Annotated in this window: 20 protein-coding genes; 9 read left to right on the top strand and 11 right to left on the bottom strand. The window is 69.5% G+C overall.

The annotated features are described in order from the left end of the window. Positions 1-4: 4 nt before the first annotated feature. Together nucS and BN1193_RS15665 are read right to left on the bottom strand one after the other, a co-directional pair. Positions 5-700 (bottom strand): endonuclease NucS, encoded by a 696-nt coding sequence (gene nucS / locus BN1193_RS15670; protein WP_040167857.1) that lies wholly within the window; start codon positions 698-700, stop codon positions 5-7. A 40-nt stretch (positions 701-740) separates the two neighbouring features. Next, the gene (locus BN1193_RS15665) at positions 741-1997 is read right to left on the bottom strand and encodes an MFS transporter (RefSeq protein ID WP_040167855.1); all 1257 of its coding nucleotides are present in this window, start codon (positions 1995-1997) and stop codon (positions 741-743) included. A 49-nt stretch (positions 1998-2046) separates the two neighbouring features. On the opposite strand from BN1193_RS15665, the gene BN1193_RS15660 reads away from it, so the two are divergent. Beyond that, positions 2047-3090: a substrate-binding domain-containing protein gene (locus tag BN1193_RS15660; RefSeq protein ID WP_040167853.1), complete on the top strand. Its 1044-nt coding sequence runs from the start codon at positions 2047-2049 to the stop codon at positions 3088-3090. An 18-nt stretch (positions 3091-3108) separates the two neighbouring features. On the opposite strand, the gene BN1193_RS15655 is transcribed toward BN1193_RS15660, so the two are convergent. From BN1193_RS15655 to BN1193_RS15625, 7 genes are read right to left on the bottom strand one after another with little or no spacing between them, the layout of a single operon-like run. Further along, positions 3109-4215, bottom strand: coding sequence for a hypothetical protein (locus BN1193_RS15655; protein ID WP_040167851.1), 1107 nt, complete (start codon positions 4213-4215; stop codon positions 3109-3111). Further along, positions 4209-4994 (bottom strand): tetratricopeptide repeat protein, encoded by a 786-nt coding sequence (locus tag BN1193_RS15650; RefSeq protein ID WP_040167848.1) that lies wholly within the window; start codon positions 4992-4994, stop codon positions 4209-4211. The genes BN1193_RS15655 and BN1193_RS15650 overlap by 7 nt, the downstream gene beginning before the upstream one ends. Then, positions 4991-5995: a VWA domain-containing protein gene (locus BN1193_RS15645; protein WP_052460961.1), complete on the bottom strand. Its 1005-nt coding sequence runs from the start codon at positions 5993-5995 to the stop codon at positions 4991-4993. Before BN1193_RS15645 ends, BN1193_RS15650 begins: the two co-directional genes overlap by 4 nt. After that, positions 5992-6975: a VWA domain-containing protein gene (locus BN1193_RS15640; protein WP_230206528.1), complete on the bottom strand. Its 984-nt coding sequence runs from the start codon at positions 6973-6975 to the stop codon at positions 5992-5994. Before BN1193_RS15640 ends, BN1193_RS15645 begins: the two co-directional genes overlap by 4 nt. Next, a complete protein-coding gene (locus BN1193_RS15635) occupies positions 6966-7454 on the bottom strand; it encodes a hypothetical protein (RefSeq protein WP_040167846.1) in 489 nt (162 codons plus the stop codon). The genes BN1193_RS15640 and BN1193_RS15635 overlap by 10 nt, the downstream gene beginning before the upstream one ends. Beyond that, the gene (locus BN1193_RS15630; protein WP_040167844.1) at positions 7441-8328 is read right to left on the bottom strand and encodes a DUF58 domain-containing protein; all 888 of its coding nucleotides are present in this window, start codon (positions 8326-8328) and stop codon (positions 7441-7443) included. The genes BN1193_RS15635 and BN1193_RS15630 overlap by 14 nt, the downstream gene beginning before the upstream one ends. A gap of 13 nt (positions 8329-8341) precedes the next feature. Continuing rightward, entirely contained in the window at positions 8342-9337 is a 996-nt protein-coding gene (locus BN1193_RS15625) for an AAA family ATPase (RefSeq protein ID WP_040167842.1), read from the bottom strand. A 192-nt stretch (positions 9338-9529) separates the two neighbouring features. On the opposite strand from BN1193_RS15625, the gene BN1193_RS15620 reads away from it, so the two are divergent. The 8 genes from BN1193_RS15620 to BN1193_RS15585 all read left to right on the top strand — a co-directional run bounded on the left by BN1193_RS15620 (position 9530) and on the right by BN1193_RS15585 (position 17273). Then, complete coding sequence (locus BN1193_RS15620; RefSeq protein ID WP_040167840.1) at positions 9530-12475, top strand: Na+/H+ antiporter subunit A; 2946 nt, start codon at positions 9530-9532, stop codon at positions 12473-12475. Next, positions 12472-13011 (top strand): Na(+)/H(+) antiporter subunit C, encoded by a 540-nt coding sequence (locus tag BN1193_RS15615; RefSeq protein ID WP_094770576.1) that lies wholly within the window; start codon positions 12472-12474, stop codon positions 13009-13011. Before BN1193_RS15620 ends, BN1193_RS15615 begins: the two co-directional genes overlap by 4 nt. Then, positions 13008-14570, top strand: coding sequence for a Na+/H+ antiporter subunit D (locus BN1193_RS15610; protein ID WP_040167838.1), 1563 nt, complete (start codon positions 13008-13010; stop codon positions 14568-14570). The genes BN1193_RS15615 and BN1193_RS15610 overlap by 4 nt, the downstream gene beginning before the upstream one ends. Further along, the gene (locus tag BN1193_RS15605) at positions 14567-15133 is read left to right on the top strand and encodes a Na+/H+ antiporter subunit E (RefSeq protein WP_040167836.1); all 567 of its coding nucleotides are present in this window, start codon (positions 14567-14569) and stop codon (positions 15131-15133) included. Before BN1193_RS15610 ends, BN1193_RS15605 begins: the two co-directional genes overlap by 4 nt. Next, positions 15130-15399: a monovalent cation/H+ antiporter complex subunit F gene (locus BN1193_RS15600; RefSeq protein WP_040167833.1), complete on the top strand. Its 270-nt coding sequence runs from the start codon at positions 15130-15132 to the stop codon at positions 15397-15399. The genes BN1193_RS15605 and BN1193_RS15600 overlap by 4 nt, the downstream gene beginning before the upstream one ends. Beyond that, positions 15396-15764 carry a monovalent cation/H(+) antiporter subunit G gene (mnhG, locus tag BN1193_RS15595; protein ID WP_040167830.1) on the top strand — a complete coding sequence of 123 codons (369 nt, stop codon included), beginning with the start codon at positions 15396-15398 and terminating at the stop codon, positions 15762-15764. Before BN1193_RS15600 ends, mnhG begins: the two co-directional genes overlap by 4 nt. Before the next feature lie 84 nt (positions 15765-15848). Further along, entirely contained in the window at positions 15849-16484 is a 636-nt protein-coding gene (locus BN1193_RS15590) for an FHA domain-containing protein (RefSeq protein WP_230206527.1), read from the top strand. A 12-nt stretch (positions 16485-16496) separates the two neighbouring features. Further along, positions 16497-17273 (top strand): hypothetical protein, encoded by a 777-nt coding sequence (locus tag BN1193_RS15585; RefSeq protein WP_040167828.1) that lies wholly within the window; start codon positions 16497-16499, stop codon positions 17271-17273. A 30-nt stretch (positions 17274-17303) separates the two neighbouring features. Here the strand turns inward: BN1193_RS15585 and BN1193_RS15580 are convergent, their stop codons facing one another. Both BN1193_RS15580 and BN1193_RS15575 read right to left on the bottom strand, forming a co-directional pair. After that, complete coding sequence (locus BN1193_RS15580; RefSeq protein ID WP_094770575.1) at positions 17304-19850, bottom strand: penicillin acylase family protein; 2547 nt, start codon at positions 19848-19850, stop codon at positions 17304-17306. 134 nt (positions 19851-19984) lie between these two features. Further along, on the bottom strand, positions 19985-20923 hold the full coding sequence (locus BN1193_RS15575; RefSeq protein WP_040168459.1) for a diacylglycerol/lipid kinase family protein: 939 nt from the start codon (positions 20921-20923) through the stop codon (positions 19985-19987). Positions 20924-20966: the final 43 nt, after the last annotated feature.

Genomic DNA, 20966 nt, shown 5'->3' with positions numbered 1-20966 from the left:
GGCGTCAGAACAGCGTGGGGACGCCGCTGTCGACACCCTTCATCGCGTCGTAGTCCAGCACCAGGCAGTCGATGCCCCGGTCCACCGCGAGCGTTCGCGCCTGGGGAGCGAAGGACTGTGCGGCCAGGACCCCGCGCACCGGTGCCAGCACCGGATCGCGGTTGAGCAGTTCGAGGTACCGCGTGAGCTGCTCGACGGCGTCGATGTTCGCCTTGCGCTTGACCTCGACGGCGATGTGCGCACCGGCGGCGTCGCGAACCATGTGATCGACCGGACCGATCGCGGTGGGGTATTCGCGGCGCACGAGCTGGGCGCCCTCCTCGACCAGGTGCACCTGTTCGGCGAGCAGTCGTTGCAGGTCCGCCTCGACGCCGTCCTTCTGCAGTCCCGGGTCGATGCCGAGGTCGTGGGTGGAGTCGCTGATCATCTCGTAGATGCGCACGGTGAGCGCGTCGCCGGACTTCTTGTGCACGACCCGCCAGCGCTCGACGACGCCGTTCGCGGTGTCCGTCTCGTCCAGGTCCTCGACCGCGAGCGAGCAGGGCGGGCTCATCCAGTTCAGCGGCTTGTAGCTGCCGCCGTCGGAGTGCACCAGGAGCGATCCGTCCCCCTTGTGCACGAGCAGGCGCGTGGCCTCCGGGAGATGGGCGTTCAGCCGACCGGTGTAGTCCACGCTGCAGCGGGCAATGACAAGACGCACCGGAAAAGCCTACGTCACTCGCGCTCGAGAGCGGATTCGGTCAGCGGGCGTTGGCGCGCTCGCGGGAGCGGGCCTCGATGCGCGCTTGTTCCGAGCCCGGCAGCGGGCGAGCGGCCGGTGTCGCGAAGCCCGACATCAGGGCCAGCGCCGCGACGATCAGCAGTGTCGGCAGCAGTCCGATGTGGTCGGCGACGAAACCGAGCATCGGCGGACCGGCGAGGAAGGCGACGTAGCCGATCGTGGATGCCGCGCTGACTCGGGAGGCGGCGTGGGCGGGGTCATCCGCCGCCGCCGACATGCCGAGCGGGAAGCCGAGCGAGGCGCCGAGTCCCCACAGCACGATGCCGAGGAAGACGAGGGGGAGGTTCGGTGCGAAGACGAACAGCAGCAGGCCGGCCACCGCCATGGCGGCGAGCACGCGCAGCGAGGCGACGCGGCCGAAGCGGTCGACGATGGGGCCGCCCACCATGCGGGCGAAGGTCATGGAAGCGGCGAAGACGGCCAGTCCGATGGCGCCGAGCGACGTGCTGCCGTCATGACCTTCCACCACGCCCAGGGCGAGCCAGTCGTTCGCGCCGCCCTCGGCGAACGACATCCCGAGCATGACCAGGCCGAGGCCGTAGGTGCGCGGCTCGGTCCAGGCCGACAGGGCGACCTTCAGGCGCTGACGGAACGGCTGGCGTTCGCCCACGTCATCCGCGGCCTCCGCGTCCGTGCCGGTCGGAATGTTCGCGACGGCGACGAAGGCCACGACGACGATCACCACGCCGATCGCGGCGGTGTGGATGCTCACCGGGAGGTGGACGGCTTCGGCCACGGCACCGAGACCGGCCCCCACGAACGTGCCGAGGCTGAAGAACCCGTGCATCATCGGCAGCACGGTCTTGCCGCCGTGCGTCTCCACGGCCGCGCCCTCGACGTTCATGACCACATCGCAGCACCCGTTGCCGAAGCCGAACAGCACGAGCCCGCCGATCACGATGGGGAAGGAGTGGAAGACGTCCGCACCGACGCCGATCAGCACGATGCCGACGGCGGCGAGCAGCAGCAGTCCGAGCATGCTCCGCTTCGCGCCGAACCGCAGCATCACCACGGATGACACCGACAGGCCGATGATCGACGCCACTCCGCTGGTGACCAGGAGCAGGCCGATCTCGGTCTTGCTGATATCCAGCGCCTCCTTGATCGCGGGCACACGCGACGCCCAGGTCGCGAACCCGATGCCGCAGGCGGCGAAAATGGCGAAGATCGCCGCGCGCCAGCGGACGAACTGCGACCGGGAGATGTCGAGGTGCATGTGAGGGAGTCTACTCGAATCGATTCGATATACTGACGCGAGGAGGAACATGACTCGTCGACCGACACTCGCCGACGTCGCCAAGCGCGCGGGCGTCTCCCCGTCGACCGCCTCGGTGGTCTACAGCGGAACCGTCGCGGTCGCCGACGCAACGCGAGAGCGCGTCCTGGCGGCGGCAACGGAACTCGGATACGCCGGGCCGGACCCGCGCGCCGCGTCGCTGCGCCGCGGTCGCAGCGGCATCGTCGGGGTCGTCGTCGGTGGCGATGACCTCCGCTCCGCGTTCCTCGACCCGATTCTGACCGCGACCCTGGACGGGCTCGCCGACGCGATCGCCGCGTCCGGCTCAGCCATCCTGCTGCTGCGGGACGACCCCACCGCCGGCCCGGGGCTGACCGGCGCGCCGGTGGACGCCGTGGCGCTGTTCGGCTGTGACCCGGGCATGGCCGAGTCCCTGGATGCGATGCGGGCTCGCGAGGTCCCGATGGTCGCCATCGAGGGCGACGCCGGAGCCGACGTGCCGCAGATCACCATCGACTCCGCTGACGCCCAGCGTCAGCTGGCCAGCCACCTCCGATCGCTCGGCCACCGCGACGTCGCGATCGTCGCGCTGCCGTTGGATCGACGCACCGTGGTCGCTGAGGCCGGCGTCGCGAGCACGGTCACCGCCGCGGTGGATGTCACCCGGGAGCGTTTGGAGGGCGCCGCTGAGGTCTACCCGGACGCTCGCGTCGTCACCACCCGCCGCAGCTCGGTCGACGAGGGCATGGCCGCCGGTCGACTGCTCCTGTCCGGCCCGAATCGCCCCACCGCAGTCCTGGCGCAGAGTGACCTGCTGGCCGCGGGTGTGCTGCGCGCGGCGCTGGAAGTCGGAATGCGCGTGCCCGAGGACCTGTCGATCACCGGCTTCGACGGCGTGACCGTCGACGGCATCGCGCCGTACCACCTCACGACGATGGCGCAGCCCGCCTTCGACAAGGGGCGCGCCGCCGGTGCCGCCCTGCTCGCGCAATTGGGTGGCGAGAGCGCGGCGTCCTACCGCTTCACGTGCACCTTCGTGCCCGGCGACACCACGGGTCCCGTCCCCGCCTGAGACGCCGGCCGGACCGGTTCAGGGATAGTCCTTCATACGGTCGGTGAACTTGTCCACGTCGGCCTCTTTCAGCGCCGGGCCGGTCAGCAGCACCAGCTGCAGTCCTTCGGCCGGCTCGCCCGTGCGCTGGTGGGCGGCATCACGACTGGCGGTGAACTTCCCGGTGCTGTCCCGACTGAGGTCGTACAGATCCGCGTAGAAGTCGCCGTCCACCTCGTAGTCGTACGCGTACCACTCCCACTGCGCCTGTCGGTCGGGGTCCGTATCGCCGAAGAGCTTCTGCAGCAGACTCCGATCGAGGCTCGACTGCTGCGGATCGTTCAGCGGGTACAGCTGCGACAGGCCGCGGCGCGCCAGGATGTCCTGGATCGCCGCCATGACCGCGTGCTTCTGCGCCAGGTCGTGGATCGGCTCGTTCGTCGTCCACGTCTCTGATCTCATGTCCGAGAGCATCGATTCGCCGCCGTATCCGTTCCGCGTCGGCGTGAGGGCCTCCGGGACCGGGGCCGCCCACGTGAACCCGAATTTCGCACTCAGCTCGGTGCGGACCTCCGCCAGCAGCGACTTTCCCTCTGCGCGCAGCTCCTCCAGCGTCGGGCGGGCGAGAATGGCGCTCTCACTCATGCCCTTGATGCCGGGGTAGGCCAGCATGTGACGCTGCTCATCGGTCTTGGTGTCCGGATACGCCCCGGTCTGAGCGACGCGGACCGCGCCGATCGCACCCACCGTGCCGACATTGAACACCAGCGCCACCGCCAGCGCGATCGCGCCCACGGCTCGCGATCGTCGCACCAGCAGCGCCGCAACGACCAGGCCCAACACGAGCAGCTGCACGGCGAGCATGTCCACCGTGAAGAACGCCTCCCCGCCACCGACCGCGAGGAAGCCGAGCAGGACCAGGGCGAACACCGCGGTGATGATCAGCGCGGTCCAGCCCAGCCACGACCGGGAGCGGGGCGCACTCGCGTCCTCGGCCACGGCGGCCGGCGCCGGAGCGCCGCTGGGCAGCACGGGCCCGGAGCTGCGTCGTGCGCCCCGGTAGCCACCGGGTGGCGGCAGCGGTGGAGCGCCCTCCGTGCCGGAGACGTAGCGGCCGCTGCCGTGGGCTCGATCGACGTTCACCATGGCTTGTCCGTCCGCGGCTCGCCGCCATCGCCCTCATTGCGCTCGTCTCGCTCCTGCTGGCCCTCCTCGAGCTGATGGTCCAACTCATCCAGCTGCTTCTGCGACGGGCCGGAACTCTCCGACGGGGACGGAGTCGGCTGCTCGGTCTTCTCGCCCGTGCCCTTCGAATCGGACTGCGACTTCTCCTGCACCCGTTTGCGGGCCTGATCCGCCGAATCGCCCATGTCGCGGTTCGGGTCGGAGGAGTTCTGCTGCGCCGACTTGCTCGAGCACTCCTCGGGCATGTCCGCGAGCACGGTGAGCGCCTCCTGGTAGTACGGCTGCGCCGCGGCCGGATCGCCACCCTGGCGCAGTGCGTCCCCCTGGCGCTCCATGATGAGCGCGAGATTGATCCGCACCGGGCACACCTCGACGCCGGTGGCGAGACGGAGCGCCTCCTCGAACTCAGCGCGGGACTCGGGCAGCTTGTCCGAGAGCGCCAGGCCGTCGCCGGCGTTGAACGGTGCCTTGTACGGCTCGAAGATGTTCAGGGGACGCTGGCCGCCCGCCGCCCGCGTGGTTCCCTCACCGTCCCCGGCGAGGTATGACGTGATCGAACCGTGCGCGAAGACGTACATGCTGACGATCTTGGTGGCCAGCAGCGCTGCGATCACGAGCAACGGGATCGCGGCGATCGCCGTCCAGCGCCGGATCCGACGCCGCCCGCGGTTGATGCGCAGAAGTTCATCGGCGGCCGCCGCAGTGCGGTCATCGGCGCGGGTCTCGGTCCGGTCGGTCATGCGTCACCCCCGGGTCCTCGAGTGGCGGTGAGGCCGCGCATCCGAGTGACGAGCATGGTCGCGCGGGCCACCTCGAACGCCAGCAGCAGGATGATCGCGAGCACCGGAATCCAGTACAGCTCGATCACGGAACCGGTCTCCCCGGCCGCGGAGTAGCTCACCGTGGTGGTCGGCGGCCGGGGCAGGGACAGTGCCGCATCCGCGGTCCGGTGCTCGTATTCGACGCCGAGCTGCTCGGCGATGGTGCCGAGGTTCTTCTCATCGATGACGGAGCGGGCGTCCTTGCCCTCGTAGGTGATGTAGCCGGGGTTCGGGTCGGACTGCGCCCAGCTCGTGGTCATCCGCATTCGTCCTCCCGCCGCGGTTCCGTAGCCCAGCACCGCTCCGCCGTCGACGAACGTCTTCGATGACGCGAAGGACTCCGGTGAGGAGGAGACCGTCTGCTCGCCGTCGCCGAGGTAGAACACCATCCGCGACCGATCGTGCGAGGACGAAGCCGCGTTCTTCAGCGTCTCGGTGAGCAGGTTCGCGGCGATGCCGATCGAGCTGCCGCGCGAGGAATCCGTGACCTCCGGACGCAGGACGTCCATCGAGCTGATCACGGCGTTGGTGTCCGTCGTCAGCGGCAGGCGCAGTTGTGGCGACGCGTCGAAGGTGATCAGGGCGAAGCGGGCTCCCGGGTAGTGGTCGATGATCTTCTGCACGTCCGCACGAATGCCGTCCAGCCGCGGGTGTTCGCCGTCCCAGTCCTCGGCCACGGAGCTGGCGGTGGTGTCCACCATCAGCACGATGTCGGTGTCGGTCGCGAGCGTCTGGGTGGTGCCGCCGGGAAGGCCGGGTCGCAGCAGGGCGAGCACGCAGAGCACGACCAGCGCGACGCGTCCGGCCCACAGCGCGCGATCCGTCCCGCGGGCGCGCACCAGCGCCCACACGGCGGCGCCGATGACCAGGACGGCCAACGGGACCAGCAGCAGCGGGTGCAGGACGGGGGTGAAGATCACAGCCTCACCCGCCACATCAGCGCGACGAACGCGACCACGCCGGCCGCGAGCAGGAGCAGGATCAGGTCGGGCGCGTCGGACCACACGACGCGCACCTGGCCCTTCAGCTGGGTGGCCTGCTCCTTCTGCACCTCGGTGATGATGTCCGAGACGGAGGTGCTGTCGCGCAATTCGTACATGCGGCCGCCGGTGGACTCGGCGGCCTGCGCCAGTTCATTCGTCAGGGCCGCGTCCATCCCGGCGACGGGGTCGATCGCGAACACCCGGACCTTCTTGCTCGCCGCGTACTGCGCCGCCTCCGGCAGCGTCAGGATCGGTGAGCCGTTGAGTTCGTTGTCCGTGGCGAGCACGATCGTTCGGGATCGCTTCGTGTCCAGGTGATCGAAGCGCATGGCGCACGCGGCCAGGCCGTCACCGACGAGGGAGGCACCGTTGCCGTTCAGCGTGCCCGCCCAGTGCTCCGGGATCGAATCGGTGTAGTCGAAGGACTTCTTGATGTCCGCGAGACGCTCCTTGACGAAGGCGTAGTCGTCGGTGAGGGGGAAGACCTGCACCGGCGAACCGTTGAAGATCGTCAGACCGATCCGCTCGCCGTGGAAGCCGGCGAGGAGCTCGGTGAAGACGTCGATGACCTCGGTGTCCACGTCCGTCATGGATCCGGAGACGTCCAGGCACAGCATGATGTCCCGGCTGGAGGACACCGGCTGGATCGTCTGCGAGGTCATCGGCCGCGCCGCCGCCACGCCACCGACCAGGACGGCGACCGCGCCGATGGCGAGCACGCCGGACAGGGCGATCCGTCGGGCGCGGATCGCGTGGGCGAAGCTCGGCAGGGCTCGCACGCGTTCGGCGCGTGCGAGCGGTGCCCCGGCGTCGGCGGTGCCCGGGCGACGCCGCCGGCCCAGGAGCAGGCCGATCACCACGGCGAGGACGAGCACCGCCGCCGCGACGAAGAACAGCCACCCGTTCGCTAGTGCCACGCGTTCACCACCTGTCGGGCTGCGGCCGCACCGGCGACCGGATCGACGGCCGGTCCCCGTCGGAACACGCTGGGGTAGTAGTGACGCTGCACGGCGTCGATCAGCGCGGGATGCACGCCCAAGCGGACGAGATCGTCCAGTGCGAGCACCGGGGCCTCCAGCCCGCTGTACTCGTTCACGTAGCCGCGCGTGAGTCGGGACAGTTCCAGGTTCGCGTCGTGCGCGGTCATCCCGCCGGCGTGCCAGGCGCGCTCGACCGCATCGATCTGGGCGAGATACTCCGCGCGCATCCGGATGATCACGTCACCGGGTGCGAGAGGAACCTCCGGGTCGTCGAAGGACTCCAGCCGTCGCAGCGGCCGGGTGAGCAGGGCGATCACCAGCCAGGCGACGATCACCACGAGGATGATCGTGAACGCCACCGCCAGCCAGCCCGCACCGTACTGCGCCGGGGGATACAGCTCGTCAGGCCCCGACACGCGCCCTCCGATCCAGCATGTGCAGCAGCTCGCTGACCGCACCGTCCTGATCGTGCAGGGTCGCACGGCTGATCGCCCAGCGGTCCAGGAGTCCGTCCCGCGCGTCCGCGATGCGCGCCCGCTCGGCGGCCAGCTCCTCCCGCACGGCGGCGTCCCCGTGCACGAAGTCGGGCACCTCCCAGCCGGAGACGACATCGCTGCGATGGGCGCGGCCGCGCTGGGCCAGCACCGGATCCGCGTCCGCCACGGTGAGCCAGACCATGTCGTGCTGCATCCGCAGGCGCCGCACGAGGCGCTCGGTCTCCGCCGTCAGGGGAGCCTCGTCCGCGATCACCACGAGAATGACCCGGCGAGACACGGAGCGGGCCACGTACGCCAGCAGCGCGTCGATCGACCCGGGCGCCGTCGCGCTCGCCGTGGCCTTCTCGATCGTCCGGAGCTGGTGCTCCAGGGCGCCCTCACTCCGGCCTCCGGGCGTGCGCCGAACCCCGTCCGCATCGCCGTACACGAGCGCGACCTCGTCCCCGTGCATGACGGTGAGGTAGCCCAGCGCGCCGGCCGCCATGATCGCGGTCTGCGCCTTCGAGGCCTCATCCTCGGCGAGAGCGGCCATGGTTCGTCCGGTGTCGACCACGAACATCACGGTGTGCAGGCGCGTGGCGCGCGTGCGTTTGACCAGCATCTCGCCGAGGCGCGCCGACGCCCGCCAGTCGATGTCTCGCACCTGATCGCCGACCTCATACGGGCGGAGGTCTTCGAAGTCCATGCTCCGACCGCGCAGCAGCGACCGATACGCGCCGTCGAGCGGGTGCATCGACGCGCGCGACGAGGTGATGAAGAGCTTGCTCCTCACCTGCGTGATCAGGCTGGGCATGGCGGCGGCTCCGTCAGGGCGTCGGCACCGCGCCGAACACGTCGTCGATGAGGTCCTCGCTGCGGATGCCCTCGGCCTGCCCCTCGAACGTGAGCAGGACCCGGTGGCGCAGCACCACGTGCCGGAGCGAGCGGACGTCCTCGGGGATGACGTAGTTGCGTCCCTGCAGCAGGGCGAACGCGCGCGCTGCCTGCAGGAACGCGATGCTCGCGCGCGGGCTCGCGCCGTACTTGATGAAGCGCGCCTTGTCCTCGCCGATGTAGGGCCCCGGGTTCCGGGTGACGTAGACCAGGGACACGATGTAGTTGCGCACGGCCGGGTCGACGTGGATGCGTCCGGCGATCTGCTGCATCGCCAGCACGTCCTCCAGCGACGCGGTCGCGGCGACCGGACGATCCGGGTCCAGGACGCCGGCGTCGATGCGGTTCAGGACCTCGAGCTCTTCGGCCGGGCTCGGGTACTCCACGATCTCCTTCAGCAGGAAGCGGTCCATCTGGGCCTCGGGCAGCTCGTAGGTGCCCTCCTGCTCGATCGGGTTCTGCGTGGCGATGACCAGGAAGGGTTTGGGCAGGCGGTGCACCTCGCCGCCGATCGTGGTCTGGTGCTCCTGCATCGCCTCGAGCATCGCGGACTGCGTCTTCGCGCTGGAGCGGTTGATCTCATCCAGCAGCAGGAAGTTGGCGTGCACCGGACCGAGCACGGTGCGGAACGACCCGGTGGAGGCGTCATAGATCTGGCTGCCGGTGATGTCGCTCGGCAGCAGGTCCGGCGTGCACTGGATCCGCTTGAACTTCGCCTGGACGGTGGCGGCGAGGGTTGAGGCGGCCGTGGTCTTGGCCAGGCCCGGGACGCTCTCGAGCAGGATGTGACCGCCCGCGATGAGCGAGATCAGCAGGCTGGTGCGCAGGCGCTCTTGGCCGACCATGCGGCTGGAGTACGCGTCCGAGATCAGTCGGAGCACTCCGGAGGCTCGGGCCATCTCCGCATCGGTGGGTGGTGCCTGGCTCATCCCTCGCCTCTCTCGACACGGAGATCCGGGGTGCTCGTCGAACACCGTCCCCCGTGGGGCAGAAGCCTAACGGACGTGCCTGGGGGTCCGGCGGACTCATCCTCGGGCCGGACCACCCCGAACCCGTAGAATGGACAGGACCACCGCCCGCCCGGATCGTGCATCCCGCACGCCGACGAGCAAGGGGCCCGCATGCTGATTCTCCTCGCCGCCTTCATGGTGGTCCCGTGCGCCCTGCCCCTGCTGGTTCGGCGGATCGGAGCGAAGGCCTTCATCGTGGCGGCGCTGCTGCCGATCGCCGCGCTGGTCCACGCGATCCTGCAGTCCGGCGTCGTCTTCGCCGGCGGCGAGGTCACCGAGATCTACCACTGGATCCCGGCGCTGGAGATCTCGCTGTCCATGCGCATGGACGTGCTGGGCTGGTTGATGACGCTCGTGGTCTCCGGCGTCGGAGCCCTCGTGCTGATCTACTGCGCCTGGTACTTCGAGGGCAAGACCGAGGGCCTGGCGCTGTTCGCGTCCGTCCTGCTGGCGTTCGCCGGGGCCATGTACGGCCTCGTGCTGACCGACGACCTCGTCGTGCTCGTGATGTTCTGGGAGATCACGAGCATCCTGTCCTACTTGCTGATCGGGTACTACCACAACCGTTCCGCGAGCCGTCGTGCGGCGCTTCAGGCGCTGCTGGTGACCACGCTCGGCGGGCTGGTCATGTTCATCGGCATCGTGATGCTGATCATCCAGTCCGGGACCACGGTGATGAGCGACATGCTCGCGAACCCACCGCACGGGACGCCCACATCGATCGCGCTCGTGCTGATCCTCGTCGGCGTGCTGAGCAAGTCCGCGATCTTCCCGTTCCACTTCTGGCTTCCGGGCGCGATGGCCGCGCCGACGCCGGTGAGCGCCTACCTCCATGCCGCGGCGATGGTCAAGGCCGGCATCTATCTGCTGGCACGCTTCGCACCGACGTTCGCCGACGATCCGGTGTGGCGCCCGACGATCATCACGCTGGGGGTGCTGACGATGCTGCTCGGCGGCATCCAGTCGTTGCGCGAGACCGACCTCAAGCGCATCCTGGCGTTCGGCACGGTCAGCCAGCTCGGCATGCTCTCCGTGGTGCTCGGGTTCGGTACGCGGGACGCGCTGCTGGCCGGACTCGCGCTCCTGCTCGGCCACGCCCTGTTCAAATCGGCCCTCTTCCTCGTCGTCGGCATCATCGACCGCCAACTCGGTACCCGAGACGTCACCGAACTCAGCGGCCTCGGTCGTCAGGCCCCCGTGCTGGCGGTGTCCTCCTTCATCGCGGTCGCCTGCATGGTCGGTCTGCCACCGACGATCGGTTTCGTCGGCAAGGAAGGCATGCTCGGTGCGTTCCTGTACGAGGCGGAGGGCGGATCCGGCTGGGGCTGGGTCGCGCTGCTCGGTGTGTCCCTCGGGTCGATCGTCACCGCGGCGTACGGCGCCCGGTTCCTCTGGGGTGCGTTCTTCACCAAGCGCGACGCGGCCGGTGTGACGATCCCACCGACGCCGTGGCCGGACCCGCCGATCGGCTTCCTGTTCGCACCCGTCGTCCTTTCCGCGCTCTCCCTGATCGCGGGCCTGTGCGCGACACCGATCGATCATGTGCTGCAGCAGTACGCCCGCACCGCGCCGGCCGCGTCCGCCGGGGTCGCCGCCCCCGAGCACGCCGCGCACCTGGCGCTGTGGCACGGCTTGGAGCCCGCGCTGTTCATCTCCGCGGGCGCGATCGTGCTCGGCCTCGGGCTGTTCTGGCTCACTCGGCGCACGGGCTGGGACCGCGCCGGCCGGGTCCTGCCCTTCACCGCGAACGACGCGTACACGGCGGTGCAGCACGGCATCGACCGGGCGTCGGTGCTGGTCACCACGGTGTTCCAACGCGGTTCGCTGCCGATCTACGTCGGCACCATCTTCATCGTCTTCGTCGCCGCCGAAGTGCCTGCGCTGCTCGCGTCGCCGTCGTGGCGCGGTGACCTGTCCGCCTGGCATTCGCCGGTGCAGATCGTGGTCGCGCCGATCATGATCATCGCCGGACTCATCGCCGTGCGAGCGCGCAAGCGCTACTCCGGCGTCGTGCTCGTCTCGGTCACGGGTCTCGGCATGGTCGTGCTGTTCGCGACCATGGGGGCGCCGGACCTCGCGCTGACCCAGGTGCTCGTCGAGACGGTCACCCTGGTGGCCTTCTCCCTCGTCCTGCGCCGGATCCCGGCCCGGATGGGCGACCGGCACGCCAGCGTCTGGCGGGTGCCGCGGGCGGTCATCGGCGCGGCGGTCGGTCTCACGCTCGCGGCGATCGCGATCGTCGCCACCGACGCGCGGCAGTTCCGTCCGGTGTCGGACGACTTCGCCCGCCTCGCGTACGAGATCGGCCACGGCAAGAACGTCGTCAACGTCGCGCTCGTCGATCTTCGCGGCTGGGACACGATGGGCGAACTGTCCGTCCTCGTCCTCGCCGCCACCGGCGTCGCGTCCCTGGTGTTCGTCACCGACCGCACGGACCTCCTCTCGCGCCTGCGGGCGGTGCCCAAGGCTCCCTCACGTCGGGCGCGTCTGCGTCCGATGCAGGAGACGGACACCGGCTCGATCTCCATCGTCCGTCCGGGCGAGACGGCCGGTCCCCGGGCGTGGCTGGTCGGCGGCGGCACGCTCGACCCGCGCTCGCGGTCGATGATGCTCGAGGTGATCGTGCGGATCCTGTTCCACACGATCATCGTCGTGTCGATCTTCCTGCTGTTCGCCGGGCACAACATGCCCGGTGGTGGGTTCGCCGGCGGCCTGGTCGCCGGCATGGCGCTGGTGATGCGGTACATCGCCGGCGGCCCGTACGAGCTCGGCGCGGCGGCACCCACCGACGCCGGGCGCCTGCTCGGCTCAGGCATGCTGATCGCCGTCGGCACCGCGGTCGTCCCCCTGTTCTTCGGCCAGAGCCCCCTGACCAGCACCTTCTGGGAGGCCGAGATCCCGGTCATCGGTCACGTGGAGTTCGCGACCTCGACGATCTTCGACATCGGGGTCTACCTCGTCGTGATCGGACTGGTGCTGGACGTGCTGCGCAGCCTCGGCGCCGAGGTCGACCGACAGACGCACGAGCTCACCCGTCAGGGGGTGAGCGCGTCATGAACGTCTCCGCGATCCTCATCGTCGTGATGGCGGTGCTCGCCGCGTGCGGCGTGTACGCCATGCTCGAGCGCAGTCTGACTCGCGTGCTGATCGGCTTCCTGCTGCTCGGCAATGCGCTGAACCTGCTGCTGCTGGTCGTGATGGGCGCCCCCGGGACGTCGGCGTTCTTCGACCCGGAGGACCCGGGTGACCCGGCGGAGATGAGCGATCCCCTGCCGCAGGCGCTGACGTTGACGGCCATCGTGATCACGTTCGCGGTCAGCGCGTTCCTGCTCGCCCTGATCTACCGCTCCTGGCAGCTCGGCCAGCAGGACACCGTGCACGATGACGAAGAGGACCTCCGGTTGCGCGAGCGCGGCGAGGCGGAGGACGACGTGCTCGACGACGATGCCGACCTCAGTGCGGATGAGGCCACCACCGACTTCGTGGACGTCGACACCTCTCCGATCGTGATCCCCGTGCCCGGCTCCCGTGAGCCCGAGGTGGGCGATCGTGACCGCGGACGGCGTCCGAACCCGGACGGAGGCGAGCGATGAATCCCTCCGCCCTCGTCCCCCTCGTGGTGATCCTGCCCCTGCTGGGGGCGGCGCTCGCCCTGGTGTTCACGCGTCGTCGCCGACTGCAGATCATCGTCTCGATCGTCACGCTCGTGGCGGTGTTCGTCGTCGCCGCGCTGATGCTGTGGATCGTCGACGTCGGGGACATGCCGCTGGCGGTGTCGGTGGCCGACTGGCCGTTGCCGTTCGGCATCGTCCTGTACGTCGACCGGCTCTCCGCGCTGCTCGTGGCCGTGTCGAGCATCGTGCTGCTCGCGGTCCTGCTGTTCTCCGTCGGCCAGGGGGCCGCGGACGGGGACGATGACACGCCGGTGTCGATCTTCTTCCCGTCCTACCTGATCCTCGGTGCCGGCATCTTCGACGCGTTCATCGCCGGCGACCTGTTCAACATGTACGTCGGATTCGAGATCCTGCTCGTCGCCTCCTTCGTGCTGATCACCCTGGGCGGTACGGCGCCGCGCATTCGCACCGGTGTCGTCTACATCGTCGTCTCGCTGGTCTCCTCCGTCCTGTTCCTCGCCGCGATCGCGATGATCTACGGCGCGGTCGGCACCGTGAACATGGTCCAGATCGGCGAACGGATGGCGCTGATCCCGCAGGAGACGCAGCTCATCCTGCACCTGATGCTGCTGGTCGCGTTCGGCATCAAGGCCGCCGTCTTCCCGGTCTCGTTCTGGCTGCCGGACTCATACCCGACCGCTCCCGCCCCGGTCACCGCCGTCTTCGCCGGTTTGCTCACCAAGGTCGGCGTCTACGCCATGATCCGGACCGAGACGCAGCTGTTCGCGAACGACTCGATCAACCTCGTGCTCGGCATCGTCGCCGCGGCCACGCTGCTGGTCGGCATCCTCGGCGCCGTCGCGCAGGCGGAGTTGAAGCGCATCCTGTCCTTCACGCTGGTCAGCCATGTCGGGTACATGGTGTTCGGCCTGTCCATCGGGACGGCGGTCGGCTACGGCGCGACGGTGTACTACACGGTGCACCACATCGTCGTGCAGACCACACTGTTCCTCGCCGTGGGACTCATCGAGCGCCGCGCCGGGTCCACGTCCATCCTCAAGGTGAGCGGACTGATGAAGGCGGCGCCGCTGCTGGCGATCCTGTACTTCATCCCGGCCATCAACCTCGGCGGCCTGCCCCCGTTCTCCGGCTTCCTCGGGAAGTACGCGCTGTTCAGCGCGGCGGCGGAGGTGGGCACACCCATCATGTGGGTGCTGATCGTGATCGGCGTGATCACGTCGCTGCTGACGCTGTACGCCCTCATGCGCGCCTGGAACCTGGCGTTCTGGCGCGAGGACGCGGAGGCCCCGGACACCGAATCTCGGCTCGGTCACCTGGGTTCCGCGCCGGCCGCGGATGAGGAGTCCGAGCGCCGTGCGATCCCGCGCATCATGACGTGGGCGACGGGCGGCATGGTGGTCGTGACGCTGTGCCTGACCGCTTTCGCCGGACCCCTGTTCGCGCTCGCGGATCGCATCGGTGACAGCCTGGTGGAGCCCGTGCACCTCGAGCAGTTGGAGCGAGAGGTGGACGGATGAGCGCCGAGCCACGTTCCGCCTGGGCCGCCCTGTGGCGCCAGCTGCCGTTCTTCCTCTGGCTGGTGCTGGTGTGGATGCTGCTGTGGGGGCAGTTCACGGTGCTGTCCGCCCTCACCGGCGTGATCGTGGCGGTGTTCGTCACGCTGGTGTTCCGACTGCCTCCGGCCGAGCTGTCCGGCCGCATCAACTTCTGGTACCTGCTGGTGCTCGTGGTGACCTTCCTCGCCGAGGTGGTGTGGGGTTCGCTCGTGGTGGCCTGGCACGTGCTGAACCCGAAGCGCTATCCCGGCACCGCGGTGATCCGGGTGCCGCTGACCAGCGACGACGACCTGATCATGACCCACGTGGGCGTCACCGCCTCTCTGATTCCGGGATCCCTGGTGCTGGAGACCGACCGCGACCGCCGCGTCCTCTACCTGCACGTGCTGGGGCTGCGTGAGGGAGCGGACGTGCAGGCGCAGCTGGAGAAGCAGCGACAGTGGGTGCTGAAATGGGAGCGGCGGATCATCCGCGCGCTCGGCAGCCGCGAGCAGAACCGCGCGGTGCGGGAGGAGACGGCATGAACGTCCTGCTGCTGATCATCATCATCGTCTTCGGCGTCGCCGCGCTGCTGACGCTCGTGCGCATCGTCCGCGGTCCGTCGATCCTGGACCGCGCGGTCGCGAGCGACGTGCTGCTGACCGAGGTGATCTGCGTGCTCGGCGCCGAGATGGCCATCAACCATCACACCCGGACGCTCCCGGTGCTGCTCATCGTCGCGGCGATCGGCGTGTTCGGCTCGATCGCCGTCGCGCGGTTCGTGGCCAGAAGGGACCGGCAGCAGTCATGACCTTCGACGTCGATACCGTCGCCGACGTGGCCGCGCTCGTGCTGATCCTGGCCGGCGCGCTGCTGTGCCTGGTCGCCGCGATCGGCCTGCTGCGCTTCCGCGATGTGCCGACCCGCTTGCACGCGGCCACCAAGCCGCAGGTGCTCGGGCTGATCCTGATCTGCATCGCGATCGCTCTGTCCGCGCGGTCCTGGCCCGCGGTGGGGATGCTCGTCGCGATCGTGCTGATGCAGTTCGCGACGGCGCCCCTGTCCGCGCACATGGTCGGGCGCCAGGCCTACCGCAACGGCACCATCGACGAACGGTCCCTCGTGGCGGACGAGCTCCGCGACGACCGCGAGACCCCGCCCGCCTCCGGCGGCTGAACCCCTGGTCCGGAGCTTGCCGCGCGCGTAACCTGAGCCGCAGCAGCGCGGACGGAGGCGCCGTCCGGCGGAGGAGGTAGCACCGTGTCGAACGATGCCGTTCCGGACGCTCCGTCCGAACACGTGGTCGAGGCCCCCGACGGCGCGACCGCACAGCCCGTATCGGCGGAGCGTGTCGTGACGTCCACCGAGGAGATGCCGGACGGACACTCGCCGGAATCTGACCCGACGCCGATGCACGGGTCGGGCCATCCGTCGAACATCCACGAGCATGAGGTGACCACGACGCACGCCGCCTGGGGGGAGGGAGACCCCGCCCTGCTGGTGTCGAACGCGACGGATCGCTTCCGCTTCCCGCTGACGTCGGACGTGGTGCGAATCGGGTCCGGCGCCGACAACGAGTTGCAGCTGACCGGCGCGGACGCCTCGCACGCCCGCATCGACCACACGGACGACGATGAGTACGTCCTGACCATGATCGGCCCCGGTGTGACTCCGTCTTCCAGCGCGGACGGACGCACGAGGTTGCGAACCGGTGCGCGGTTCACGCTCGGCGGATGGGCTCTCGTGTTCACGCGTGCCGAGTACGCCGACCACGGCGTGCCCTACGGCGGCAGCCAGGGCGGCAACGAGGCCAACACGCCCACCCAGCCGGCACGGCCGGATTACGGCCACCACACCCCGTCCGCCGCCGGTGGCGGCGGCGGAGGGGGCGTGTGACAGACTGACCGCATGACCGGGGGAGTCTTCGCCGTTCGGCCAGGGTGGTACCCGATGGCCGATGGCTCGGTGCACTGGTGGGACGGTCGGGTGTGGACCGGTCACCTGTTGCGCGACGGCCGACCGAGCGCAGAGCGTTTCGCCGGGACCCAGTCGGCCAAGCCGGCATTGAGCTTCGGCGCCGTGTTCCTCGGGTTCGCGGCGCTGCAGGCGGTGATCGGGACGATGCAGGCGATGTCGGCCACCGATCTCTGGGTGGCCGTGATCAGTCTGCTCGCCCCGGCATGCCTGGCGTTGGCCGGACTGCTCTTCCTCACCGCCGGAATCATCGCGTTCCGGCGCGAGAGGCAGCCGGCGCCGACCCGGCCCGCGGTGGAGACGAGCGAGGTCCGTCCGCTGCCCGGCGAGGTCGTCGGCCCCGGCGCGGACTGGTACCCCACCGGCCGTGCCGAGACCTCGCGGTGGTGGACCGGTGCGACCTGGGCGCCGTACACGCTGACCCGCGGCGTCCCCTCGCCCTCGCAGGTGATGGTCGTCGCCGCGACGCGCGCCATCCGCGCCGCGATCGTTCTGGTCATCGCGGGGGCCGTGTGCCTCGTGATCGGAATCGTCGTCGTCATGCTGGCGCCGACCGATGGGGTCTCCACCCCCGGCCTGATCTGGGTGCTCGTGGGCGCGATGCTGCTCATCGTCGGCGCGGTGGTGTGGCCGACGTCCGTCTTCCAGCGTCGGCGCGCCGCGCTCCCCGATTTCCCGCCGGAGCAGTTCCCGTACCCGGCCGTGCGCTGACCGACGGGTTGCGCGCCCTGCGCAGGTGCGTCAGTGGGCGGGGACCAGCGTGAAGGTGTCCACCGTCGTGGCGGCCACGGCCTTCGGTGAGAACGCCCACGGCGTCCCCTCCCCGCGAGTCCACGTCTCGGTCTGGTCGATGTAGTTCGGGTGGAACGCGTGGCCGCTGGTGCCGGTCAGGTGGTTCCACGTCGAGGCGTCGAAGTCGGACATGTCGATCACCATCCGCATGGACGGGACGGTCTGCACGGTGAAGTCCTCGCCGACGGTCCAGCCGGTCGCATCCACGACGCTGGACCCGCCGCCGACCCGGTAGGGGCCGCGGTTGAACAACGCCTCGATCGGTGCGATCCCGCTGGATCCGAACGTCTGGCTGGTCAGGGTGAGGGTGTGCAGTCCACCCCAGTTCCACTTCTTCTGGTCCTCGCCCTGCAGCTTCTCGAGGCGGTCGTAGGCGCGGTCGATGACCGCCGCGAGAACGGCGTCCCGGCCGGTCGCACCGGAGGGCCCGTCCTGCCACCACTCCGAATCCGGCTCATCCAGCAGGGTGGAGATGACGGTGAACCAGCGCGACTGGTCGTCGGTCGGGATCGGCGCGGGCTTGCGGTCCGCGAACATCCCGGTCAACAGGGTGTCCCACAGCACGTTCGCGTAGGCCGCGGCGGCCGAGTCGGCGTCGTTCTGCGCGTCCCAGTCCTGCAGCAGCGCCACGGCCGCCTTCGGGCCGGCGCGCTCGACGTGGATGTCCCCCACGGCGGTGGCCAGACGCTTGCCGATCCAGAACTGCTTGTCGCCCTGGATGGCCCGCATCGTGTCGGCCGTGATCTTGCCATCGCCCGCGGCCTGCTTCAGGAGCTCCGTGATGCGCGCGGCGCGGTAGCCGTAGTCCCAATCGGCGCTCAGGAAGTAGGCGTAGTCGTCGCCCACGATGGCGTTGTTCGCCGTGACGATGAAGCCCTGTGCGGGGTTGACCACGCTCGGCAGATCCTCGAACGGGATGTACCCGATCCAGTCGTAGTCGCTGTCCCATCCGGGTGCCGGCAGCGTGCCGTCGCCCTTGCCGCGGATCGGCAGGTTGCCCGGAGCCTGGTAGGCGATCGTGCCGGTGGCGTCGGCGAAGATGAGGTTCTGCGCGGGCACCTGGAAGAACTCGGCGGCCGAACGGAACTCATCCCAGTTCTGCGCCACGTTCATCGCGAAGATCGCGCGTGGCGTCTCACCGACATCCAGCGCCGTCCAGCGCAGACTCACGGCGTAGGAGTCACCCTCCAGTGTGGCGGTGACCGGCGGCTTCTCGGCGATCGCGGTGAAATCATCGGTCAGCCCGGAAACGATCGGGCCGTGCACGGTGGATCGGATGGTCAGGGGCACATCCTTGCCACCGGCGACCTTGATCACGTCCTGCTTCTCCTGAATCGGAACGAGCTTTCCGTCCCGCCAGTACTGATCCCCCTGCACGCGCTCGATGTACAGATCGGTGACGTCGGTGGTGAGGTTCGTGAATCCCCAGGCGATCTTGTCGTTGTGGCCGATGATGATGCCCGGCACACCGGAGAACCCGAACCCGGCCACATCGAACGGGCAGGCCTCGGACAGCTTCGCGCACTTCAGTTGCGACTGGTGCCAGACGCTCGGCAGGCTCGCACCGAGGTGCGGGTCGTTGGCCAGCATCGGCAGGCCGGTGTCCGTGAGGTCACCGGAGATGACCCACGAGTTCGAGCCGACACCCTCGCCGGCATCGCCGAGCAGGGCGGAAGCGGCGTCGACGACGTTCGACACCTCGGTCCAGGCGATGCCCTCGGCGCCGACCGTGGGCACCCGGACGGCACCGCTGACGCTGGATGCGGGAACCGCCGGAACGATCGTCGGGTTCTGCTCGAAGGGATAGCCCGGGTAGAGCTGGTCGATCTGTGCCGCCGAGTAGTCCCGGCGCAGCAGTGCGCGGTTCGTCTCATCCTCGATGTTGGTGCGAAGGTCCCAGGCCATCGCCTTCAGCCACGCCACTGAGTCGGCGGCCGTCCACTTCTCCGGCTTGTAGCCGGGGTTCTGCAGCCCGAGGATGGCGTACTCCAACGACACGTCGGCACCGGAGTGGTCGGCGAGGTACGCGTTCACACCGTCGGCGTAGGCGTCGTAGTAGGAGCGCGAGGTCTCATCGAGCGCCTCGACCTCCTTCTCGGCGATCTCCCGCCACCCCAGAGTGCGCAGGAACTTGTCCGTGCCGACCTGGGATTCGCCGAACAGCTCGGACAGCCGCCCGGAGGTCGTGTGGCGACGGAAGTCCATCTCCCAGAACCGGTCCTGTGCGTGCACGTAGCCCTGTGCGTAGAACAGATCGTGCGAGGTCTCCGCGGTGATGGTGGGGATGCCGAGTTCGTCGCGCTGCACGGTGACCTTCGCGGTCAGGCCCGGTACGGACGCCTCACCCGTGTACTGCGGGAAGGACCGCTGCACCGTCCACGTCACCAGGACGGAGGCCGCGACCACGATGGTGAGGATCACGGCCAGCGCGATCCAGAGGGTGCGGCGCACGATCGTTCGTGCTCGGCTGCGGGTGGGTGCTGCGGCCGTCGTCATCGTCGATCTCCCCTTCACCACGCCTCGGGACGGCACGGTGTGATGGTGCGATCGTAGCGCCCCGGTCCGGAACTCGTCGGCAACGATGCACGCCCGGTGCCGGCGGTCGCCTCGACGGCGGGCACCATCGACGGTCAGATGCGGACGTGCACGGCAGCGGGCTGCACCGTCGCGGTGAACTCGCTCACGTGTCCGGCCTCCTCACCGTCGATCTGGAAGGGCCGGGGTTCGGGCAACGAGACGTGCACGTGCTCGGTCTGGCGGTAGTGCGCATCGGCCGTGACCGGATCCGTCGCCGGGACGGTGTCGGCTGATCCCGGCAGGAGCTTGCGCAGCCCGTGGTCCCAGACCATCGTCTTGACGGTGGAGAACCAGCCGCTGAGGTCATCGGCACCCAGCACGAGCACGTCGAGCTTGCCGTCGTCGGCCACCGCGTCGGGCATCAGCGTGAGCCCACCCTGCACGGAACCGCAGTTGCCGACCAGCACGGTGTGCGCGCCGGTGGTGAACCCGTCACCGTCCAGGGTCACGTCCACCTCGAGCACGTCGCTCTTGGACACCGCACGCCCGAGCGATTCCACATAGGCGAGCCACCCGGCCTTGGCCTTCAGATCATCGTCGGTCTCGGCGATCATGTTGGCGTCGATGCCGAACCCGACGAGGACGGCGAACGCGTGTCGTTGCACCTCGCCCTCCGTCGTGACCTCCACCCAACCGAGGTCCACCGGCGTGGCCCGACCGCCGAGCGCGCGCTTGGCCGCGGCGGTCAGGCCGAGCGGGATGCCGAGGTTGCGGGCGAGCAGATTGCCGGTGCCCTGCGGCACGATCGCCAGGTGCGGCGCGTCCTCGGTCTGCGCAAGCGCCTCGGCCACGGCGCGGACGGCGCCGGCCCCGCCGGCGACGATCACGACGTCCGGCTTCACGCCGAGTGCCTCCTGCGCGATGCCCTGGCCAGGGTCATCGGCGCTGGTCTCGAACCAGTGCAGCGTCGCTTCCTCCGCGCTCGCGAACGCCTTCTCCAGACTCTCCCGCCGCACCTTCGTCGGATTGAAGATCACCGCTGCTGTGGTCATGATCGCTCCCCGCGTCGTGTCGGTCACATGGTGGCACAGGACG

This window comes from Microbacterium gorillae, from assembly GCF_000826185.2.
Lineage (GTDB): Bacteria > Actinomycetota > Actinomycetes > Actinomycetales > Microbacteriaceae > Microbacterium > Microbacterium gorillae.
The sequence above is the reverse complement of the archived record's forward strand: the minus strand, read 5'-3'. Positions and strand labels throughout refer to the sequence as shown.

Coding starts and splice junctions, on each gene's coding strand:
- mnhG (WP_040167830.1), top strand. CDS start 15,396: ATGACCTTCGACGTCGATACCGTCGCCGACGTGGCCGCGCTCGTGCTG.
- BN1193_RS15630 (WP_040167844.1), bottom strand. CDS start 8,328: ATGCCCAGCCTGATCACGCAGGTGAGGAGCAAGCTCTTCATCACCTCG.
- BN1193_RS15655 (WP_040167851.1), bottom strand. CDS start 4,215: ATGGTGAACGTCGATCGAGCCCACGGCAGCGGCCGCTACGTCTCCGGC.
- BN1193_RS15625 (WP_040167842.1), bottom strand. CDS start 9,337: ATGAGCCAGGCACCACCCACCGATGCGGAGATGGCCCGAGCCTCCGGA.
- BN1193_RS15575 (WP_040168459.1), bottom strand. CDS start 20,923: ATGACCACAGCAGCGGTGATCTTCAATCCGACGAAGGTGCGGCGGGAG.
- BN1193_RS15610 (WP_040167838.1), top strand. CDS start 13,008: ATGAATCCCTCCGCCCTCGTCCCCCTCGTGGTGATCCTGCCCCTGCTG.
- BN1193_RS15615 (WP_094770576.1), top strand. CDS start 12,472: ATGAACGTCTCCGCGATCCTCATCGTCGTGATGGCGGTGCTCGCCGCG.
- BN1193_RS15620 (WP_040167840.1), top strand. CDS start 9,530: ATGCTGATTCTCCTCGCCGCCTTCATGGTGGTCCCGTGCGCCCTGCCC.
- BN1193_RS15665 (WP_040167855.1), bottom strand. CDS start 1,997: ATGCACCTCGACATCTCCCGGTCGCAGTTCGTCCGCTGGCGCGCGGCG.
- BN1193_RS15660 (WP_040167853.1), top strand. CDS start 2,047: ATGACTCGTCGACCGACACTCGCCGACGTCGCCAAGCGCGCGGGCGTC.
- BN1193_RS15605 (WP_040167836.1), top strand. CDS start 14,567: ATGAGCGCCGAGCCACGTTCCGCCTGGGCCGCCCTGTGGCGCCAGCTG.
- BN1193_RS15650 (WP_040167848.1), bottom strand. CDS start 4,994: ATGACCGACCGGACCGAGACCCGCGCCGATGACCGCACTGCGGCGGCC.
- BN1193_RS15600 (WP_040167833.1), top strand. CDS start 15,130: ATGAACGTCCTGCTGCTGATCATCATCATCGTCTTCGGCGTCGCCGCG.
- BN1193_RS15580 (WP_094770575.1), bottom strand. CDS start 19,850: ATGACGACGGCCGCAGCACCCACCCGCAGCCGAGCACGAACGATCGTG.
- BN1193_RS15585 (WP_040167828.1), top strand. CDS start 16,497: ATGACCGGGGGAGTCTTCGCCGTTCGGCCAGGGTGGTACCCGATGGCC.